Origin of the sequence: Aequorivita nionensis (genome assembly GCF_046352995.1) — a bacterium.
GTDB lineage: Bacteria > Bacteroidota > Bacteroidia > Flavobacteriales > Flavobacteriaceae > Aequorivita > Aequorivita nionensis.
In genome coordinates this window covers 1,218,070-1,238,566 of sequence record NZ_CP130281.1, presented here as the reverse complement: position 1 = coordinate 1,238,566, position 20,497 = coordinate 1,218,070, and the positions used below count along the sequence as shown (strand labels likewise).

Genomic DNA, 20,497 nt, shown 5'->3' with positions numbered 1-20,497 from the left:
AAATGTAAATGTACATTTTTTAAACATATAGAAAATACAACAGAATAGAAAAAGGCTTCCATTTAGGAAGCCTTCATTTTAACAAAAACATTCAATTTCAGAGAAATAGCGGCCTGTAAACTTTCCAATGTTTGTAGATCAATATGGCGTTTAAGGACAAGATCACTACAGCGATAATAAGTCCTGGAGTATCCATAAACAAATGGAATAGCAGAATATTTAATGTTATAGGTGCCAGTAAAAGCAAAGCAAATGGAACCCATTTGTTAAACAGTAAGAGCAATCCGATAACAAGTTCAAAAAAACCAACAACTTTTAGGATATAGCCTGTATTGCTTAGCGAGTCAATGAAAATAGCCGCATCTCCAGTATAGATATGCGTAGGCATAAAGCTGAAGTGAATCAGTTTGCTCAGTCCGAAAAAAATTAATCCCAAGCCTAAAATAATTCTCAGGATTTTAGTAAAAGTTGAATTCATAGGCTTAATTTTTAAGGGTTAATCCTTAAAGGTACTGAAAATAAAAAACGCATCTTTAAAAAAAGTGCGTTTTTTTAACAAATCTTTAAAAAGATTCTTTTCTTTTATCTTAAAAACTAAACAAGTTTATTGTTAAGCAAATATTCTGCTATTTGAACAGCATTGGTTGCAGCACCTTTCCGAAGGTTGTCACTCACAATCCACATATTTAATGTGTTCGGTTGCGTTTCATCCCGCCGGATGCGGCCTACAAAAACATCGTCTTTTTCGTGCGCGTAAATTGGCATCGGGTAGGTGTTGGTATCTGGATTGTCCTGAACAGTAATTCCTGGGGTATTGTGCAGAATTTTTCGAATATCGCCCAATTCAAAATCATTTTCAAACTGAACATTTACTGCTTCACTATGGCCTCCTGCTGTTGGAATACGGACAGCCGTTGCGGTTACTGAAAAAGTACGATCGTCCAATATTTTTTGGGGCTCCCGCGCCAATTTCATTTCTTCTTTGGTGTAACCATTTGGCTCAAAAACATCACAATGTGGCAATGCATTTTTATGGATTGGGTATGGGTAAGCCATTTCACCTTTTATTCCGGCCATTTCATTCTCCATTTGCTGAACGGCTTTAAGACCCGTTCCAGAAACAGATTGATAGGTAGAAACAACAACACGTTTCATTTTATATTTTTCGTGAAGTGGCGCCAAAGCCATTACCAATTGAATGGTGGAGCAATTGGGATTGGCTATTATTTTATCGTCTTTGGTCAACAAATGTGCGTTAATTTCGGGAACGATGAGTTTTTTGTCTGCTTCCATTCGCCAAGCTGAAGAGTTATCGATTACCGTGGTACCCACCGCTGCAAATTTTGGCGCCCATTCCAATGAAGTGCTTCCACCAGCAGAAAAAATGGCGATATTTGGTTTTGCTGCAACGGCTTCTTCTAAACCTATTACTTTATGGTTTTTTCCTTTAAAGGAAATTTCTTTTCCCACAGATCTTTCCGAAGCTACCAAAAGTAATTCGTCAATTGGAAAATTTCGTTCGTTCAAAACTTTTAACATTACTTCGCCAACCATTCCGGTGGCACCGACCAAAGCTAATTTCATTTTTGTCTAATTTTCTGCAAAAGTAGGTTATAGCAAGTTATTTTTTCTGAATAAAAAGCAAAAAAGAACCCTCCAAAGCTTTAGCAAGGAGGGTTTAAGGTTAGAATATGTAATGTAGCGGTATTTATTTTGATCAAACAGTAAACTATTTTATTGTATTATAAATAGCTTCTGCAATTTTATTTTGTCCTTCTATGGAGGTTAATAATTTCAGATCATCTGGATTACTTAAAAATCCCATTTCAATAAGCGTGACTGGTGATGTTACATTCTTTAGCATATAGAAATTTGCATTTTTGATACCGTTGCTTGCGAATTCCTTAGAAATGAAGTTTTCAATCTGCTGGGCCAAAGCGTTTGACTTTTCAGTCAAAACACTCTCGGTACTTACAAAAAATTCAAATCCATTGACATCAATATCCTTATGTGAATTAATATGGAGCGAAATAACGCAATCCGGATTCAAGGAATTTATATGTTCCACTCGGTCTTTTAAGGCGACAGAATAGTCTCCTTCACGAGTCAAGATTATTTTAACATCATCTGCTGTATTTAGAGCTACAATTTTTAAAGCAATCTCAAAAGCAAGATCTTTTTCCTTAATTCCATCTATTGCAAATCCATCGTCATTTCCACCGTGGCTTACATCGATAACTATTATTTTCTCGCTTGCATATGATAATGAAAACGTAAATAACAGTAGTACAAATCCAAAAATTCTAAGGTTTTTTATCATCAAATTTTATATTTAAATAATAATAACGCAAAGAAGGTTTAGAAATTACTTTTTTCTAAGTTCGTCACGAATTTCCATCAACAAATCAATCTCTGATGGGCCTGGAGGCGGTGCTGGAGCTTCTTCTTTTTTGGCTCTAACTTTTGCGTAAGCTTTTACTATTAAAAACAATACAAAGCCAACAATCACCAAGTTTATCAAGGCATTGATCCAACGACCATACATAATTGCATTTTCTGGTTTGGCTACTTCTCCATCTGGACCAATTACAGCAGGATCCAAGACATATTTTAGATCGGCAAAATCCATTCCGCCAGTAAAATGGCCAACGAGCGGCATAATCATATCATTTGTAAATCCTGTAACAACGAGCCCAACGGCACCCGCCAGGATTACAGCAACGGCTAAATCGACCACGTTGCCGGTCATAATAAAATCCCTAAATTCTTTTAACATGTTGATTGGTTTTTAGAAGTTAATAAACACTAATTTACTTAAAACTATTTATTTTTTTACCATCCACTGGTTAATTCCTACAAATAATCCGTTTTACTCTTTGTGAAACCGCTGTTATCAATTCATAGGAAATAGAATTTATTGCTGCCGATAATTCTTCAGCAGTTGTGGAAGGACCAAAAATTATAGCTTCGTCACCTTCCTGGCAATCAATACTGGTTACATCTACCATTATCATATCCATACAAACATTGCCGAGAATATGCGCTTTTTTTCCATTAATAGTTACCCAACCCTTGCCTTTTCCATAGGAACGCGGAATTCCATCAGCGTGGCCAATGGGAAGCGTTGCAGAACGCGTAGTCTTTTCAGCAATAAAACCTCTGTTATAGCCCACACTTTCACTTTCTTTTACCTCGTGGATTTGCGAAATAACAGTTTTTAAGGTACCCACAGGTTTTAAATGTTTGTTTTCCTCTTTGTCATTTCCGAAGCCATAAAGACCAATTCCCGTACGGACCATATCAAAATGCGCTTCGGGATAATTGATGATTCCAGAAGTGTTTACGCAATGTAAAAGCGGTTTATAACCAAGTTTTGCTGTAAGTTCTTCTGAAATTTTATGGAAACCATTAATCTGCTTAAGTGTGAAATCTTTCAACTTTAAATCCTCACTCGCAGCAAGATGCGAAAAAGCTGATTTCACTTTTACACTTTTGGTTTTTGAAAGCATTTCTACTATAAAAGAAATCTCATTTTCATCAAATCCCAATCGGTTCAATCCTGTATTGAATTTTAAGTGAATAGGATAATTGCTTTGCTTTATTTCTTCTGCGAAAGCGATAAACGCTTCCAGCATTTTTAGGGAATAAATACTTGGCTCCAAACAGCGATTTACAATCACTTCAAAATTAACAGGAAGTGGATGCAGCACTAAAATTGGGGTTTCAATCTTTGCGTTTCTTAGCGTTTCGCCTTCATTAGCATATGCAACTGCAAAATAATCAACGCCTAAATCAACTAATTCCTTAGCAATTACCACGGAATCGCTTCCATAGGCAAAGGCTTTTACCACCGCTAAAACTTTGGTTTCGGGTTTTAATTTTGAGGTAAGATATCTGTAATTATTGTCGAGCGCGTTAAGGTCTATCTCTAATAAGGTTTCAGTGGCTTTGGGCATATTATGCTTGTTTTCCTGTTTTTTCGGAAGATTTATCTTGGCTTATTTCTTCTGCTTCTTTCACTTCCAGTTTCACTACTTTGTCACGAAGTTGTGCTTTAAAATATGCAGCACGGCTCAAAGGCTCATATTCTTCAGTTTCACCAAGTAAAACCAAAGCTTCACTTTTTGCTTTTCGGTAGCTGTAATGGGCAAGGTTTCCAGTGCGTGTGCACACTGCGTGTACTTTGGTAACATATTCTGCAGTTGCCATTAAAGCTGGCATGGGGCCAAAAGGGTTGCCTTTATAATCCATATCGAGTCCTGCAACTATTACCCGAACGCCGCGATTGGCGAGGTCGTTGCATACCTTCACTATTTCGTCATCAAAAAATTGGGCTTCGTCTATGCCCACAACATCACAGTTATCAGCCAAAATTGGAATATTAGCCGCTGCAGGTACAGGTGTGGAACGAATTTGGTTGCTATCGTGGCTGGTCACAGCATCTTCAGCGTATCTTGTATCTATGGAAGGTGTAAAAATTTCTACTTTCTGTCTAGCAAATTGGGCGCGTTTTAGCCTTCGGATGAGCTCTTCGGTCTTTCCTGAAAACATGGAGCCACAGATTACTTCAATCCAACCAAATTGTTCTTTCTGATTTACGGTATTTTCAAGAAACATAGTTTAAATTTACGCGAAACATTGCCCATTAATTAACTTTCCAAACGATTGTTCAACTTGAAGATTGCTTGAGACCATCATTAATTGCAGGATTTAAACAAGAAAACAAAAATAGTTGACGTTTACATAAAGGATGCGTAAATTTATAAAAACAAAATAGAAATTCGGTTTAATTTAAAAAGATATGAAGAAGAAACTCCGCGAGCAACTTACAGTGCTGGCAAAGCAATTAATTGAAGAAGAAAAAACGTTTAAAACCGCTTCCGTTAAGGGATTGGTGGGCGAACTCTATGAAAAGTTGACAGTGCTCGAATATCTTGAAAATCAACTGGAAGACAATGCTGAAAAACCAATTGCAGCAGCTTTAGACTCTAAAAGTTTCCGTGAGGAAAATTGGTTTACAGAGCCCGAGCCTGTGCCACAGCCCGAACACAAGGAAGATCTTATTGAACCTTTGATGGAAAAAATTAAAGATATCGTTGCACAAATGCCGGAGGAAAGCGAGCGCATTGATGAATTGTTGGATGAATTGCTTCCTAAAAATCAAGAAGCCGCTTCCGTTGAAGCGCCGCAAAAAGCTGAAGTAAAATTCACGAAAAACGATTTAGAGGAATTTGCTTCAAACTATCAGCAAATGCCCGAGTTTGAACGAAAAACTATGGAGCTTTTTCCAAAATCCGTTGAAGGAACCCAAGCCAGTAAAACAATGACCGAGTCACGGGCAAAATCGTTGAACGATTCTATAAACAAAGGTTTGAACATTGGCTTGAACGACCGTTTGGCCTTTATAAAACATCTTTTTGAAGGACAGGCAGAAGATTACACCCGCGTGCTTTCACAGATAAATACCATGGAAAACTTTGATGAAGCACAAAGCTTTATAAAAGGCAAGGTGAAACCAGATTACAATTATTGGCTCAACAAAGATGAATATTCAGAAAGGTTTATGAATATTATTGAAAAAAGTTTTAACTAATTTCCGAATTTATGACAGCCCAAAAAACCATCTATTGGATAGCCACAGGGCTGCTCAGTGCCTTGTTTTTGTACTCCGCATTTATGTATTTAACAGATACGGCGGTAATTGAAGGTTATTATCAGGATTACCAATATCCATCCTATTTAGTAATACCAATGGCGCTTGCAAAAATTTTGGCAATCGTTTTTATCCTTTTACGAAAACCGAAATGGGTCATGGAATGGGCCTACGCTGGATTATTTTTTGATATGGTCTTGGCTAGTTTTGTTCACTACCGCGTTGATGATCCCGGTATTACGCTTCCTTTACTTGGGATTCTATTTTTGTTAATTTCTTATTTCTTCGGAAAAACGGTACGTCCATAAATTATGACGGGAAAACTTTACTTGGTCCCCACACCCATTGGCAATTTAAAAGATATGACCTTTCGCGCTATTGAAGTGTTGAAGGAAGTAGATTTAATTCTCGCTGAAGATACCCGAAATAGTGGAAAACTGCTGAAGCATTTTGAAATAGGCACCCAAATGCATTCCCACCACATGCACAACGAGCACAAAACCGTGGAGGGCATTGTAAAACGAATTCAAAATGGTGAAAATATTGCCTTGATAAGCGATGCCGGAACCCCGGCAATTAGCGATCCCGGATTTTTACTTACGCGCGCCTGTGTGGAAGTTGGTATAGAAGTGGATTGCCTTCCCGGCGCCACAGCTTTTGTTCCAGCACTTGTAAACAGTGGTTTCCCGAATGATAAATTTGTTTTTGAAGGATTCCTTCCAGTGAAAAAAGGAAGACAGACCCGTCTCGAACTTTTAGCCCAAGAAAACCGAACCATTATTTTTTACGAATCGCCGCACAAGCTACTGAAAACACTTGCTCAATTTGTGGAATATTTTGGAGCTGACAGACAAGTTTCCGTTTCACGGGAATTGACAAAACTGCACGAAGAAACCGTTCGCGGCACTGCAGAAGAAGTTTTAAAACATTTTGAAAATAAGCCCCCGAAAGGAGAGATTGTGGTTGTTGTAAAAGGAAATAGTTGATTAAATGTGCTTACCCTTATTCCACCCATGTTTACCAAGATACTGCTCCCCACTTTCCACGGCACCCTCTTCAATGGAAGTTCCCATAGAATCATTCCAGCGGTTTAGGTAGCCAAATAATGAAATAACACCGAGCATTTCCACAATTTCGCCATCGTTCCAGTATTTGTAGAGTCTTTTTTTAATTTCATCATCAACAGCATTTGGCAATTGGCTGGCGGCCAAAGAAAAGTCGAGCGCAGCACGTTCAGCTTCAGAAAAAGCGGGATGGGTTCTATATTCCCAAATATTGTCAAGCTGTTCCTGCTCTGCCCCGTAGCGTTCGGCAGCGCGGATGGCGTGCGCTTGGCAATAGCGGCAACCCGTGGCGTTGCTACTTACCCAAGCAATCATACGTTTTAAAGCTGAAGTTACGCGTCCCTCATTTGCCATTACGGCTTTATTCAAGTTTATAAACGCTTTGCTGATTGCCGGACGGTGCTGCATTGTGAGCACGCTGTTTGGGCAAAAGCCGAGCGTTTCGTTGAAAAATTCTGCCAATTGTTTGGTTTCGGCGTCGTGGTTTGGGGAAAGTGGAGTTACTAAAGGCATAGCTATAATTTGTTTGATTTCCGAAAGTACAAAATGCCATTTGTAAATTCCAAATTACAAGCTCCAAATTCAAAAGAGGTCTTTAATTTTTCAGCAATCTGAAAACACTATTAGCAGTTTTCAAAAAATAAACTCCTGTTTGGGCAGCTGAAAGATCTATTTGGCTTTGGGTATCATTCAATTCGCCGTTAGCAATAATTTTTCCTGTTATATCTGTGATTTGGTAGTTATCCATTTCAGAAAATTCGCGTTCAATAGTGAAAATTCCGTTTGATGGGTTTGGGTAAATTATCAGCTTGTTTGTTTCAAATTCGGACACTGACAATGGGTTATTGTTGAAACGCGCCAACATTATGTCCTCGGGACCATTGAACCAATAACTATAGCCAAGAGTGACTATTTTACCGTCCGCCTGCAGAATAGTTTCTGCATTAAACATTTCAAGAGGTAAAGATGAAAAAGAAGAATCTACAGTTCCTCCTGAAAAATAGCGCTTTGAAATAGCCCAACTTGCTTCAAAACAATCAGGAATAGAACCACTGACTAACAATCTTTGATTGTCCTGAACAATCAATTGTGAAATATGGAAGGATGAAACAGGGTTTAATACGGTGCCGTTGTTTCCAAAACTGTTATCAGGCATTCCGTTATTTAAATATCTCAAAAAGTAGGTCTGTAATGCAGGTTCACCTATATCAATGCAACCACCGTAGCTCCCAGCGATAACGACCTTTTCATCATTTGTAATGTCAAATCCGGCACTTATATTGTCAAACTGGTTTTGTGCCGTGAAAGTTTTTATCACCACTCCGTCAATTCCAAAAGCAGTATCAAAATATCCATTGGGTAGAAATTTCATCAAAATAACATCGGAAGAGGCGTTGTTATCGCGAGTGGCCAAAATGTAGAGATTGTTTTGACTGTCCCTCTTTAGCCCTCTCGTAGAAAAAAATCCTCCAGAGAATGAGGATGTTGCATATCCATCAATTCCAAAGTTGAGGTCCAGACTTCCATCAGCAAAATAATGCGTAAAAGTAACCTCACTGGATGTCTTACTAAAAAGTAATATAGATCCATCAGCCAAAAGCATCATTTTTGAAACAACAATATCCGGAATTGAAACAATTCCATTGATTCCAAAGGTACTGTCCAATATTCCAGTATCAGAATATCTTGTAATGATAAAAGTTTCCGTTCCACCTTCAAATGTATTTATGGCAGACAACAGTTTCTGATCATCTGTCAATAGCAAAAAACCGAAACCCGAACTATTCTCGAGAAAAGTGGCAATTACTTTTCCGTCTGTTCCGAAGGTAGTGTCCAAAGTTCCATTGGGCATATATCTTAGTAGTAGTGGAAAAAAATCACCACCAATATTTGTTGATCCTGCAACAACCAGTTTTTGATCTGCTTGCTCAACAATCGCCGATCCAAAATCTTGGTCATTCTCCAAATCGGTTATAACCACGCCATCGATTCCAAAAGAAGTATCCAAAATACCATCCTGCGCAAAAGAAACAAACGAAACTAATCCTGCTAAAAAAAGTAAAAGTGTTTTCATAATTCTAAAATTTTAAAGTTAGCGGGGAGAATTATTCTTACAAGATACTGAATTATCAAATACAAAAAACTCTTAAACAGTAGTCATAATTTTGTAATTTTACACTTCTCCCCTTTATTTAATATTCACAATCAATACAAATTTTGGAATTTGGAACTTAAAAACTTGGAATTTTCACAGATTATGCGCTGGACCCTAAAACCAAAACCCGACCCCGAAAAAGTGAATTCACTTTCAAAGGCTTTGAAGGTTGAACCAATAATTGCTACACTTTTAATTCAGCGCGGCGTGGAAACCTTTGAGGAAGCCGAAAAATTTTTTCGCCCAAGCTTGGAAGAACTGCACGATCCTTTTTTTATGAAAGATATGGACAAAGCCGTTTCACGAATTGAAAAAGCAATCGAAAACGAGGAAAACATTTTAATCTATGGCGATTATGATGTTGACGGGACCACAAGCGTAGCATTGCTCTCTTCCTATTTAAAAAGTTACTACCCAAACGTTTCAACATATATTCCAGACAGATATGACGAGGGATATGGAGTCTCTTATAAAGGAATCGATTATGCAGAAGACAATGGTTTTTCGCTGATTATCGCTTTGGATTGTGGTATAAAAGCCATCGACAAAGTTGCATATGCTTCCGAAAAAGATATTGATTTTATAATCTGTGATCACCACCGCCCAGGAAAGGAAATTCCCAAAGCTGTCGCGGTGCTCGACCCAAAAAGGGAAGATTGTGAATATCCTTACAAAGAACTCTGCGGTTGCGGCGTTGGTTTTAAATTGATTCAAGCCTTAGCCGAAAAGAGAGGTTTACATCTTGAAGATTTGCTGCTTTATTTGGATCTCGTAGCTACCGCAATTGCGGCAGATATTGTTCCAATTACGGGCGAAAACAGAATTCTTGCACATTACGGATTGAAAGTGATAAACAGCAATCCGCGCACGGGAATTCAGGCAATTTTGAAGCAAGTGAAAAAAGAAACCCTTACAATCACTGATGTGGTTTTTATCATTGCCCCGCGAATAAATGCAGCTGGACGGATGAAACACGGAAACCACGCTGTTACTTTGCTTACGGAAACTGATTTTGAAAAAGCCGAAACATACGCAACTGAAATTGAAAGTTTTAATATTGAAAGACGCGAAGCAGACAAACAAATAACGGAAGAAGCACTTCAACAAATAATTCAAAATAAAGAGGAAGAACGGATGACGACTGTGGTTTATAAAGAAAACTGGCACAAAGGCGTTATCGGTATCGTGGCTTCCCGCTTGACCGAAACCTATTATCGCCCGACTTTGGTTTTTACCAAAAGTGGCGAAAAGCTTGCCGCTTCCGCGCGTTCCGTAAAAGGATTTGATGTTTATAATGCATTGGAAAGTTGTTCGGAACACATTGAACAATTTGGCGGACATATGTATGCTGCGGGTTTAACGTTATTCGAAAAGGATTTTGAAAACTTCAAAAATGCATTTGAACGCGTGGTTTCCGAAACCATCGAGCAGCATTTACTAACACCCGAAATAAAGATTGATGCTGAAATAGATTTGGAAGACATCACTCCAAAATTTTTCAGAATATTGAAACAATTTGCACCCTTCGGCCCAGGAAATATGACTCCAACATTTATGACCCAAAACCTAAAAGACACTGGCTGGGGAAAATGTGTGGGCGAAGACAAAACACATTTGCGAGTAGTTGTAAAACAAGGAAATTCAAATCAATTTACGGGGATTGGTTTTGGGCTGGGTGATAAAAAAGATATCGCCTGCAACGGAAAACCTTTTAAAGCTGCTTTTTGTATTGACGAAAACGAATGGCAGGGAAATGTGAGCTTACAGCTTCGCTTAAAAGATATTATGGAATAAATGACAGGTCGAGCGCAGTCGAGACCTCTCTTAAGAAGTTTGAAATGTTTTCATCTCAAACCTTTCCCCATCAAAAACGCCGTAGGTATAATGGTTAATCCAATCGCCAAGATTATAATAGGTGGAATTTTCGCCTACCTTAATTTCCATCGGCAAATGGCGATGCCCGAAAACAAAGTAATCAAAATGCTTGCTTTCCAGTTTTCGTTTTGAATATTGCGCAAGCCATTCTTTTTCCTCGCCCAAAAATTCTTTGTCCTCATCGCCGGAAATCAACTTGTTTTTTACTGAAAGATGCTGTGCCACACGAACGCCAATATCTGGATGCAACCATCGAAAAAGCCATTTTGAAAACGGATTGATAAAAACCTTTTTCATCCGCTTGTAACCTTTGTCGCCTGGACCTTTACCGTCGCCGTGGCCAATGAAGAAATGCTTGTTGTTGAAAACAAATTCCTTTGGGTCGTGATAAACTGGAATGTTCAACTCCTTTTCAAAATAATCGTGCATCCACAAATCGTGGTTGCCCACAAAAAAGTGGATTTGAATGCCATTGTCGCGAAGTTCTGCAAGTTTGCCCAAAGTTCGCACAAAGCCTTTTGGAACAACGGTTTTATATTCAAACCAAAAATCGAAAAGGTCGCCGAGGAGAAAAATCACTTCAGCATCGTGCTTAATGCTGTCCAGCCATTTCACAAAAATCTTTTCGCGCGGCAAGCTTTCCGCCTGTGTGGGCGCGCCAAGGTGGTTATCGCTGGAAAAGTATATTTTTTTGCCCTGTGGGATTTGCATATTCAAAGATAGGAAACTGTTTCGGTTTAATTATCTCCAGCAAACCACTCTGCATAGCTGCTATCGGTTTCCTGTAGCCGTAAGGAGTGAAGCATTATATTTTTAGGAAGACGTTTTTTTATTTTTTCAGAAAAATCAATCACCATCATTTCGCTGGTGGGCTGGTAATCTACCAATAGCACGCTGTGCCCACGATCGCTCAATTCCTTTGCCAATTCAACATGTGGCGTGTTCTTGTTGAAAACCGTGGCGTGGTCAAAAACATCCACAATTTCTTCTTTTACAATTTTTTTTAGGTCGCCAAAATCGATTACCATCCCAAATTTCACGTTGTCGGTATCTTCAATAGGCATGCCGATAACGGTTACCGAAAGCTTATAACTGTGTCCGTGTACATTTCTGCATTTGCCGTCGTAGCCGTAAAGCGCGTGGCCGGTTTCAAAAGAAAAAATCTTGGTAATGCGTATCTGCTCCATTGTATAAAGTTGGGCAACAAAGATACAATTTTATACGCCCACGTTTTAAAATATGACTTTTGAAAAAAGCAGACGTTGTTTTCTCTAAAACCGTACGTGGTTTTGTTTAAAAGTACACGTGGTTTCTTCCTAAAGAAGCTTATCTTTTTAACTGATGAAAAAAAACCAATCGATTTCTGCACTATATTTGCCCACTTTTTAAAAAATCCAGAATGACCGAAGAACTTTTTGAACAACTTGAATTTGTTGAAAATCCGTTGTTTGAAACTATTATTGACGACTTGCTTCAGCAACAATACAGTATTGTAAACGATTTTTTTTCTTCGGAAGAAGTTGATGTGCTGCGCAATTCATTGCTTGCAAAATACGAAGCAGACCGTTTTAAAAAATCGGCTATCGGCAATCGTACCAATGAAGAAATTGACAAAGCCATTCGCGGTGATTTTATTCTTTGGATGGACGAAAAGAATTCCAATGAAGCCGAAAATGTTTTCTTCAGAAAAATAAATGAGTTGGTGGATTACCTAAACAAAACCTGCTTTTTAGGAATTCTTCAAAAAGAATTTCACTATGCAGTATATCCAACTGGAACTTTTTACAAGCGGCATTTAGACACTTTTCAAAACGATGATCGACGAAAATTGTCCATTGTTTGTTATTTAAACGAAGATAATTGGCTGCGCGAAAATGGCGGTGAGCTTACCATTTATACCGAAAAAGAAGATCTGGATATTTTACCACTTCCGGGTCGCGTGGTTATTTTTGAAAGCCAAGTTTTGGAACACGAAGTGAAAGTAGTAAAGGCTTCGGAACGTATGAGTATTACCGGTTGGCTAAAAACGCGTTAACGTAAAATATGCTACTTTTTCTTGATTTTTTGATATACCACAACGGCAATAACCAAAATTGCCAATATTAAAAAAAGGCCGGGGCCTCCGAGAAATTCTAACCAATCCATAGTTGAGTATTGAGTATTGAGTATTGAGTATTGAGTATTGAGTAAATATATTTAATTTCCGATTAGCGGAATGTATTTTCTTCGAAATTTAATAAGCAACGCAACCGCCCGATAAGCAACCCAAACAATAAGAGCTGCCCAAATTCCAATCAAGCCCCAGTGCATATATTTTGAAAAATATAGCACGGGGATGAACCCAAAAACAGTGGCACCCAAAAGTACATTTCGCAGATAGCCCATTTCACCTAAACCTTTAAAAATGGAATCTAAAGTGAAAGCCAAAGCATTAAACGGCAAACAAATGAGAACCATAAAAAACATTCCATAAAAAATGGAAAGCACCTTTTCATCTTTATTGAAAAGGAGACCGAGCGGTTCGTAAAGCAGCAGTCCAATTAAAACCAGCATTGCGGCGACGCCTAAATTATAAAGATTTACTTTTTTGGTGAGTTTCCAAAGCGAGCTATAATTGCGTTCACCCAAGAGTTTTCCGCCAAGAATATTTCCGGCAGCGCCGTAGCCGTCAATAAAAAAAGCGGTGAAAATCCAAATATTAAATGCAATGGTGTGTGCGGCAATATATTCTTTTCCCAAATCAGCAGCTTCGCGGGTTGCAAGAATTAAAGCCGTGTTTAAAGCAACCGAACGCAAAAAGAGATTGAAACTCATGTTTACCAATCGTTTTATTTCGGGATGCAAGGGGAATTTCAATTTTAAGGAAATTTCGGTTTTTTTCAAAAGAAAAATCAAAGCCATAATCGCCATTACCGCCTGTGAAAAAAGACTTGCCCAAGCGGCGCCCTTTATTCCCATCGGTAAAATATAGCCGTCAATTCCATAAACCAAAGCAAAGTCGAGCCCAATGTTTAATGCAGCGCCAATAGCTGCAATAATCATAGGCCAAAACGTATTTTGAAGTCCGCGAAACAGTCCAAAAACCGCAAAAGTGAAGAGGGTAAGCGGAAAGCCCCAAACGCGAATGTTGTAATAATCAATACTAAAGGAAAGAATAATCCCTTCGGCATTGAGCAATCTAAAGATTTCTTCTACAAAAAAGTATGTGGAGAAAAGCACGATAATGCTTAATGCAATGTTGAAATAAATGGCCTGCGCGGGAAAATTATTCAAATCCTTCAGCTTGCCAGCTCCCAAATTTTGTGAAACAATTGCTGAAATAGCACTTCGGGTTTGGCCTAAAATCCATATTAAAGCAGAAAGAAACGAACCAACAATCCCAACCGCGGCTAGTGATTCAATTCCAAATTCTTTAATATTTCCAACGACTGCCGCATCGGTAGCAGATAGAACTGGCTCCGCAATTCCAGAAATTATAGCAGGAATGGCGAGTTGCTGGATTCGTTTGAATGAGATGTCGGTTTGCAGCATTTTAGAAAAAACAAAACTACGGAAAAGCCAAAATTCAATGGTTTGGTTTCTCTTTAAATGTTTAAAATTTATTTGAAATGTTAAAGAGATGTGGATTGAATGATTTTAAAAGTTAATTTTGCATTCAATTAAAGAAGAAGTTTCGCACTATGAAAAATATTTTGGTTCCCATTGGGTCTTCAGAAAATTCGGCAAGCAACCTGCAGTATGCCATTGATTTAGCTAAAGAAGTAAATGCAAATGTATATGTAGTTTCAGTTTTTCAGGAACTTTCAAAGGTGGGTGGCCTTTCAAAAGTCAATACCATTTTAAAGGAAGAATCTGAAAATCGTTTGGACGAAGTGCTTTCGCTAGTAGATATGAAAGGTGTACAAGTAATTGCGCACCCAATAAAAGGTGAAGTATTGGAAGGCATTGGCCGTATAAGCAAACAAGTGCCGATAGATTTAATGGTACTTGCCCCACGAAGCAATTCTATTAAAGAAGAAGTTTACCTCGGAAAAACTTCGGGCAAATTATTAAAACAGACAAATATTCCTATTCTTGTGGTTCCCGAAGGAGCAAAATTTCAACCCCCGAAAACCATGTTGATGGCCTTCAAAAACGGAACTTTTGAACACGATTATTTATTGGAAGCTGTGCGACAGTTTAAGAAAAGTTTTGGCACCGAAGTTCATATACTTCACGTTGAAACCCCAGAAACCACAGAAGAAATGAAGGAAGTGACTGAAAATTTAAAATCCTTGCAAACTTCCTACGCACAGGTTGAAGCCGCTACCACTTTTCAAGCGGTTATTGAATATTTCCAGCATTTTAATCCAGACATGCTTTGCGTGATTAGAAGAAAAAGAGGCTTCTTCAAAAAGCTTTGGGAAAAGAACGAGATTCATAAAAGAGAGTTTCACACCAGCAAACCTTTATTGGTTTTGCCAGTTCAGGAATAAAACAAAAAACCACCGAAAAACGGTGGTTTTTTTGTGGAGAATACCGGAGTCGAACCGGTGACCTCTTGCCTGCCAGGCAAGCGCTCTAGCCAGCTGAGCTAATCCCCCCTTTATGTTCCAGAGCTCGCAGAGCGCAGGAACATTTGCTGATTAGGATGCCAAAAATAGTAAATTTTTCAATATAAGCTTCATTTTAAAAACTCAATTGTTCTTTCTACAACAGTTTTTAATTGATTGGGCAAAGTAGCTTTATCCCAAGGATGTTTAGCGTTAAAAACATGGTCTGCTCCATTTATAATTTCCAATTTACTTTCAGGATTCCAAGAATGAATTGCCTTTGCTTCCTTCAGAGAAACCGTTGGATCATCAATTCCGTGGACAATAAGTTGTGGAATTTTTAAATTTTTCACTGCGCGATGTATTGAAAAGCGGTTTTCATTTTCTTTGAAATCTTTATAAAATTGGAAATTGTGTGGCAGCATTTGTTTTGTTCTGCTGTTTTCCACGTGTGTGACACCTGTTTCTTTCCACGTCTTAAATTCATCTGTATCCTCTTGAAATCTGGCTTTAAAATCGCTAACGCTGGCCCAAGTAACAACTTTGCTTATTCGTGTATCTTCTTCAGCTTTAATTAAAACAATTCCGCCACCTCGACTGTGGCCAATCAAGGAAATGGTTGAAATTTTCTTTGGAAAATTATCATTTCCTTTTTCAATTTCCTTTAAGACCCTATCTAAATCATCTAGCTCCAAACTGAAATTGTTTTCTGCAAAAGCCTCCAAATCTGGAAAATCTATAGGATTTTCCATCGTACCGCCGTTATGTGAAAAATTGAATTTCACAAAACAGAAACCTTCTTCCCCTAAAGCTTCCGCTACCAAATGCCACGCGCCCCAATCCTTATAACCTTTATATCCATGACAGAAAATTACGATTGGCTGTGGTTTTTCCGTCTCATTATAATAAACATCGTAAAGAATTGGTTTTTTGTCTTTTGAATGGATAATCCTGTTTTTTTTAAAAATCATTATGCTATTTCTTTTTCAATGAAAGGAATGCTGGGATCGCAAATTTCCAAAATTAGTTTTTTAAGTTCTGCCGTGAAATTTTCCAATGTTTCTGATGTAATTTGCTGCTCCCTTTTACTGTATGCTGAAGTTTTTGTTCCAAATTTTAAAAATCCACTGCTCAGATTTTTGAACGAAATAATTCCTGCTTCGGCATTATTTATCGGTATTTCTTTATTCATCATCAGTGCATAGGCCAATATTTGGAATGCTTTGCTGTATTTATAATCTTGGGTCAAAGCTTCCCATTCAATTATTTCAACATCGCCCTGATTTACCAATCCGGTTTTGTAATCAATAATCCTAAACTGACCGTTATACTCATCAACCCTATCCACTTTTCCGTGGATTTTTACTGGAAAATCAAGCTCAGGAATTGGAATTTCTAACGTAAGATCTGTTTCAATCTTACTAATTTTTATAGTATTTCCAGCTTCAATTTCAACAATTTCGCGGTCGATGAAGTTTGAAATATAGCGCTTTGCAACTTCAAAAACGATTAGGTTTTTTCCTTTGTTAAATGTTCCTCCTTTAAAGGTTTTTTTGAATTCAGAAGTCACCTGTTCGTGAATTCTATCTTTCATTTCCGAAAGCTTTTCAATTGAAAGGAATGAACCTTCCAACGGCTTGTAAAAAGTCTCTAAAGTATCGTGAACAATGGTTCCAAGGGTATTTGCCGCAACGGTTTCCTCTACTTCCTCAAAATCGTTCAATCTCAAAATTTTCTGAAAATAGAAATCCAAAGGATTGCGGATGTAACTTGTCAATGCCGAAGGCGAAAAGCCTTTTTCGGCAATTTCACGAAGTCGTTGTACAACCGCTTCAGATTTATTTACTTGCTTTAAAACACAAGGTTTTATTTGGACTTTTGGCGAAAGGATGCGTTTTTCAACAGTGTGATTTGGATGTTTTTCAATTTCTAATTGCCTTATAAAACGACTTTTTTCACCTGTATTTATACCTTCGGAATGATTGTTATAAAGCAAGGTTATGCTTTTTGCGCGGTGCAATAATCTATAGAAGTGGTAGGTATAAATTGCATCTTTTTCAGTGTAAAGCGGCAGATTAAATTGCTGTTTTAAATCATAAGTTATAAACGAAGCATTCGACTTTCCAGAGGGAAATATCCCTTCATTTACAGAGGTGATAATTACGTTTTCAAAATCCAGTACTCGCGTTTCCAAAACTCCCATAATTTGGAGGCCTTTATATGCGTCACCCTCAAAATCTAGCGATGTGGTTGAGGTTAATTCTGAAAATAAGGTCAGTACACTTTTTATTGATTTGAGGTGTGGATATTTTTGGTTCAAAGCATCAATTTTTCTGAAGACTTTCGCTATTTGAAGTAAAACAATATATTCAATGGTGTTAAGTGTATTTTTTGTTTGAAGTTCCTCTATACACTTTAAAGCTCTTCCAATTGCTGTTTGGCTGTCGTCTTTCCAATCTTCAAAAAGAAGTTGCAAAATTTCATTTTCAGAGGTGTTTGAAAGTTCAATAAGACTTGATACGGTAATATGGGTTATATTTTCACGAGTTAAATTTTTTGTAATATCAATTGCATTTGGAACCAAAAGGGTTCCTAAAGGATGATTTAAAATTGATAGAATCTCTTTGTAATATATGGTTTCGGTCGTCCGAAGATGAATAGCGAAAAGCAATTCAAAGAAAATAACCGCAGGAAAATTCTTTAATGAAACGCCCATAGTAACATTCAAATTCTTCACATTCTCTGGCAGTGAATACAGTAAAGGAACTAACAGGTTTTCATCACCAAGCACTATTGCCGTTTTATTAATTTCATCTTCGGAAAGACTTGAAAGTAGTTTGCCAACATATTTAGCCTGACCAATATTCTTTTGAATCTCTACAAATTGGAAATGTTTTTTATTCTCAAAATTATCGGAAATAAATTTGGGTGTTTCATTTTGAAAATATTTCCATTCCTTTATATATTTTCTAATGAAATAAGATGCACTGTGTTTCGTGTCATTATAAAGAGTTTGATCTGTATCCCAATAAATGTCAGTATTTTCAGTTTCAAGCAATTCCTGTATAATGTTTTGCTCTGCGGTATTAAGTGCATTAAAACCTATAAAAATGTGCTTTTTGCTTCTGTTGCTATTTATATAATGTTCAAGGTTTAAAGCTGCCTCTCGGTAAACCATTCCTTGATAGCCTAAATTTTCCTTTAAGAGAAGTGACTGGAGATTTTCATAAAAATCTGGCAGCCCTGCCCAAAACTGTAAGTAATTATTTATAAGTTCCGTTTGTTCTTGATTAACACCCCATCGTTCTAATGTTTTGATGCTGGACAAATAGTTAAAAAAAGGTTTTGGTTCTACCAAATAGCGGTCAATTTCATTAAAATCATTAAGCAATGTTATTGCCCAAGATGAATAGGTTTCAAAACTTTCTTTTTCCTTGATTACTTCAGTAGATAGGTAAGCTTGATAGCTTTTAAAAAGCAATTCGGTATTATCTATAATTTTAAGATTGGATAAATTTTCAATAAATTCTTCAATACTGAGAATTAGGGGAGAAAAGGAAGTTTGTGTTGCAGTATTTTTTAGGATGTTCTTTAAGAACCCTCCCGCTCTTTTACTTGGGAGAATTAATGTGAAATCTGAGATATCTCCGTTTGTATGCTTAATAGCTGCAACAACTTCTTCAAGAAAGCTTATCATATGCTTAAAAATAGAAAAAGCCTCCCAAATAGGAAGGCTTTTTCAAAATTATTTACTGAATTTAATCCTGTCTTTTTTAGTTTCTAGGAATTAAGTTGATTTCAGTTCTACGGTTAGTAGTACGTCCTTCTTTAGTAGTATTAGGAGCTATTGGCTTAGATTCACCAAAACCTCTAGCAACAAGACGGTTTGAAGGAATACCACGCTCTATTAAGTAGTTTACTACTGCTGCAGCTCTACCTTCTGATAGTTTTTGGTTATTAGCCTCACTACCTACACTGTCAGTATGACCATCAATGTGGAATCTAGAGTTAGGATATTCTTTAAGAATGTCTGTTACGTTATCCAATACTTTCAATGAAGCAGGCTTAAGAGTTGTTTTACCTGTGTCGAACAAAATTGTTTTAGCATAATCGCTCAACGCTTTTATTACTTCAACAGTTAATTCTGGACAACCATTGTTAGCTACAGTACCAGCAACATCTGGACACTGATCATCTTTATCAAGAACGCCATCACCATCTCTGTCTGGGTAAGGGCAACCATTGTTAGCTTTTGGACCAGCCTCGTTTGGACAAGCATCATCTTTATCAGCGATACCATCACCGTCAGCATCTGGACATCCATTAAGTGCAGCTAAACCAGCAACAGTAGGACATTCGTCTTGAGGATCAGCAATACCATCACCGTCAGTATCAGGACAACCGTTGAATTCAGCAAGACCTGGAGTGTTTGGACAAGCGTCGTTTCTATCTTCGATGCCATCACCGTCAGTATCAGGACAACCGTTGAATTCAGCTAAACCTGGAGTTTCTGGACATTCGTCATCTTTATCGTAGATTCCGTCACCGTCAGTATCTTTTCCACCAAATTGGAATACAATACCAGCAGAATGTTGGAAATGTGTAACACCATAATCATCTTCAAATGCATGCTTGTAAGTTGATTGAAGGTTAAGCGCTAAATAGTCGTTAAACCAAAATTTAACTCCAGCAATTGCGTTTCCAGTACCAAACCCGATATCATCTATCCAAGTATAACCACCACCAATACCAAGAGATGGGTCAAACCAGCTACTTCCTAAAACTTTTTTGAAGCTATACTTAATTTCACCATCAGCACCGTAGTAGCTTAAGTCATCTACAGGAACATCGCCCATTTTGTCGATTTTGTTGATCGTTCCTGCTGCAGTAAATACAAAACCACTTCCAATATATCTGCTAATAGCAACTTTGGAAACTGAAGGCAGAATATTCCAGTGGTCATTTGCATTAAAATACTCGTCAAAGATTTCTCCTCTCATACCATTCTGTTGGTATAGTAATTGACTGTCGTTAAGTCCAGCTGGATAAACGTCAACAGCGTTCATACCAACCTCAACAGCCCAAGGATTGTTTTCGTCTTGCGCGTTCGCCACCCCAATTCCTATGAATAGGATAGCAACAACTAATAATCTGTTAAGATGTTTCATATTCGATTGTTTAATTTTTAAGTGTTAATTAAGAGCAAAAGTAAGTTGTT

Annotated in this window: 20 protein-coding genes and 1 tRNA gene; 6 read left to right on the top strand and 15 right to left on the bottom strand. The window is 37.7% G+C overall.

Annotation, left to right across the window (positions count from 1 at the left end):
* Positions 1 to 97: 97 nt before the first annotated feature.
* From Q2U82_RS05590 to Q2U82_RS05565, 6 genes are all read right to left on the bottom strand, one after another.
* Positions 98 to 478: a DoxX family membrane protein gene (locus Q2U82_RS05590; RefSeq protein ID WP_410006712.1), complete on the bottom strand. Its 381-nt coding sequence runs from the start codon at positions 476 to 478 to the stop codon at positions 98 to 100.
* Between the two features lie 116 nt (positions 479 to 594).
* Positions 595 to 1,584, bottom strand: a complete 990-nt coding sequence (locus Q2U82_RS05585; protein WP_410006711.1) for an aspartate-semialdehyde dehydrogenase — start codon at positions 1,582 to 1,584, stop codon at positions 595 to 597.
* Positions 1,585 to 1,729: 145 nt separating this feature from the next.
* A complete protein-coding gene (locus Q2U82_RS05580) occupies positions 1,730 to 2,320 on the bottom strand; it encodes an N-acetylmuramoyl-L-alanine amidase (protein WP_410006710.1) in 591 nt (196 codons plus the stop codon).
* A gap of 45 nt (positions 2,321 to 2,365) precedes the next feature.
* A complete protein-coding gene (gene mscL, locus Q2U82_RS05575) occupies positions 2,366 to 2,776 on the bottom strand; it encodes a large conductance mechanosensitive channel protein MscL (protein ID WP_410006709.1) in 411 nt (136 codons plus the stop codon).
* Positions 2,777 to 2,846: 70 nt separating this feature from the next.
* On the bottom strand, positions 2,847 to 3,956 hold the full coding sequence (alr, locus tag Q2U82_RS05570; protein WP_410006708.1) for an alanine racemase: 1,110 nt from the start codon (positions 3,954 to 3,956) through the stop codon (positions 2,847 to 2,849).
* A gap of 1 nt (position 3,957) precedes the next feature.
* The gene (locus tag Q2U82_RS05565) at positions 3,958 to 4,617 is read right to left on the bottom strand and encodes a thymidine kinase (protein WP_410006707.1); all 660 of its coding nucleotides are present in this window, start codon (positions 4,615 to 4,617) and stop codon (positions 3,958 to 3,960) included.
* A 184-nt stretch (positions 4,618 to 4,801) separates the two neighbouring features.
* On the opposite strand from Q2U82_RS05565, the gene Q2U82_RS05560 reads away from it, so the two are divergent.
* The 3 genes from Q2U82_RS05560 to rsmI are packed head-to-tail and all read left to right on the top strand — an operon-like array spanning position 4,802 to position 6,639.
* Positions 4,802 to 5,593 carry a hypothetical protein gene (locus tag Q2U82_RS05560; protein ID WP_410006706.1) on the top strand — a complete coding sequence of 264 codons (792 nt, stop codon included), beginning with the start codon at positions 4,802 to 4,804 and terminating at the stop codon, positions 5,591 to 5,593.
* An 11-nt stretch (positions 5,594 to 5,604) separates the two neighbouring features.
* Entirely contained in the window at positions 5,605 to 5,961 is a 357-nt protein-coding gene (locus Q2U82_RS05555) for a DoxX family protein (protein WP_068762775.1), read from the top strand.
* A gap of 3 nt (positions 5,962 to 5,964) precedes the next feature.
* Positions 5,965 to 6,639 (top strand): 16S rRNA (cytidine(1402)-2'-O)-methyltransferase, encoded by a 675-nt coding sequence (rsmI, locus tag Q2U82_RS05550; RefSeq protein ID WP_410006705.1) that lies wholly within the window; start codon positions 5,965 to 5,967, stop codon positions 6,637 to 6,639.
* On the opposite strand, the gene Q2U82_RS05545 is transcribed toward rsmI, so the two are convergent.
* Together Q2U82_RS05545 and Q2U82_RS05540 are read right to left on the bottom strand one after the other, a co-directional pair.
* Positions 6,640 to 7,230 carry a carboxymuconolactone decarboxylase family protein gene (locus tag Q2U82_RS05545; RefSeq protein WP_410006704.1) on the bottom strand — a complete coding sequence of 197 codons (591 nt, stop codon included), beginning with the start codon at positions 7,228 to 7,230 and terminating at the stop codon, positions 6,640 to 6,642.
* Between the two features lie 82 nt (positions 7,231 to 7,312).
* Positions 7,313 to 8,791, bottom strand: a complete 1,479-nt coding sequence (locus Q2U82_RS05540) for a T9SS type A sorting domain-containing protein (RefSeq protein ID WP_410006703.1) — start codon at positions 8,789 to 8,791, stop codon at positions 7,313 to 7,315.
* 183 nt (positions 8,792 to 8,974) lie between these two features.
* Here Q2U82_RS05540 and recJ point away from each other — a divergent pair, with 183 nt between their 5' ends.
* Positions 8,975 to 10,666, top strand: a complete 1,692-nt coding sequence (gene recJ, locus Q2U82_RS05535; protein ID WP_410007135.1) for a single-stranded-DNA-specific exonuclease RecJ — start codon at positions 8,975 to 8,977, stop codon at positions 10,664 to 10,666.
* 30 nt (positions 10,667 to 10,696) lie between these two features.
* Here the strand turns inward: recJ and Q2U82_RS05530 are convergent, their stop codons facing one another.
* Positions 10,697 to 11,458, bottom strand: coding sequence for a UDP-2,3-diacylglucosamine diphosphatase (locus tag Q2U82_RS05530; RefSeq protein WP_410006702.1), 762 nt, complete (start codon positions 11,456 to 11,458; stop codon positions 10,697 to 10,699).
* Positions 11,459 to 11,484: 26 nt separating this feature from the next.
* Positions 11,485 to 11,934 (bottom strand): 6-pyruvoyl trahydropterin synthase family protein, encoded by a 450-nt coding sequence (locus tag Q2U82_RS05525; protein ID WP_410006701.1) that lies wholly within the window; start codon positions 11,932 to 11,934, stop codon positions 11,485 to 11,487.
* A gap of 212 nt (positions 11,935 to 12,146) precedes the next feature.
* Between Q2U82_RS05525 and Q2U82_RS05520 the strand changes: the two genes are divergently transcribed.
* Positions 12,147 to 12,782, top strand: coding sequence for a 2OG-Fe(II) oxygenase (locus tag Q2U82_RS05520; protein ID WP_410006700.1), 636 nt, complete (start codon positions 12,147 to 12,149; stop codon positions 12,780 to 12,782).
* A gap of 161 nt (positions 12,783 to 12,943) precedes the next feature.
* Here Q2U82_RS05520 and Q2U82_RS05515 read toward each other — a convergent pair whose 3' ends face one another.
* The gene (locus tag Q2U82_RS05515) at positions 12,944 to 14,278 is read right to left on the bottom strand and encodes an MATE family efflux transporter (RefSeq protein ID WP_410006699.1); all 1,335 of its coding nucleotides are present in this window, start codon (positions 14,276 to 14,278) and stop codon (positions 12,944 to 12,946) included.
* A gap of 149 nt (positions 14,279 to 14,427) precedes the next feature.
* Here Q2U82_RS05515 and Q2U82_RS05510 point away from each other — a divergent pair, with 149 nt between their 5' ends.
* Positions 14,428 to 15,222: a universal stress protein gene (locus Q2U82_RS05510; protein ID WP_410006698.1), complete on the top strand. Its 795-nt coding sequence runs from the start codon at positions 14,428 to 14,430 to the stop codon at positions 15,220 to 15,222.
* Positions 15,223 to 15,256: 34 nt separating this feature from the next.
* Here the strand turns inward: Q2U82_RS05510 and Q2U82_RS05505 are convergent.
* The 4 genes from Q2U82_RS05505 to Q2U82_RS05490 form a co-directional block, all read right to left on the bottom strand.
* Positions 15,257 to 15,330: transfer RNA gene (locus tag Q2U82_RS05505), tRNA-Ala, on the bottom strand.
* An 80-nt stretch (positions 15,331 to 15,410) separates the two neighbouring features.
* The gene (locus Q2U82_RS05500) at positions 15,411 to 16,250 is read right to left on the bottom strand and encodes an alpha/beta hydrolase family protein (RefSeq protein ID WP_410006697.1); all 840 of its coding nucleotides are present in this window, start codon (positions 16,248 to 16,250) and stop codon (positions 15,411 to 15,413) included.
* Entirely contained in the window at positions 16,250 to 18,976 is a 2,727-nt protein-coding gene (locus Q2U82_RS05495) for a PD-(D/E)XK nuclease family protein (RefSeq protein WP_410006696.1), read from the bottom strand. The genes Q2U82_RS05500 and Q2U82_RS05495 overlap by 1 nt, the downstream gene beginning before the upstream one ends.
* A gap of 76 nt (positions 18,977 to 19,052) precedes the next feature.
* On the bottom strand, positions 19,053 to 20,447 hold the full coding sequence (locus tag Q2U82_RS05490) for an OmpA family protein (RefSeq protein ID WP_410006695.1): 1,395 nt from the start codon (positions 20,445 to 20,447) through the stop codon (positions 19,053 to 19,055).
* Positions 20,448 to 20,497: the final 50 nt, after the last annotated feature.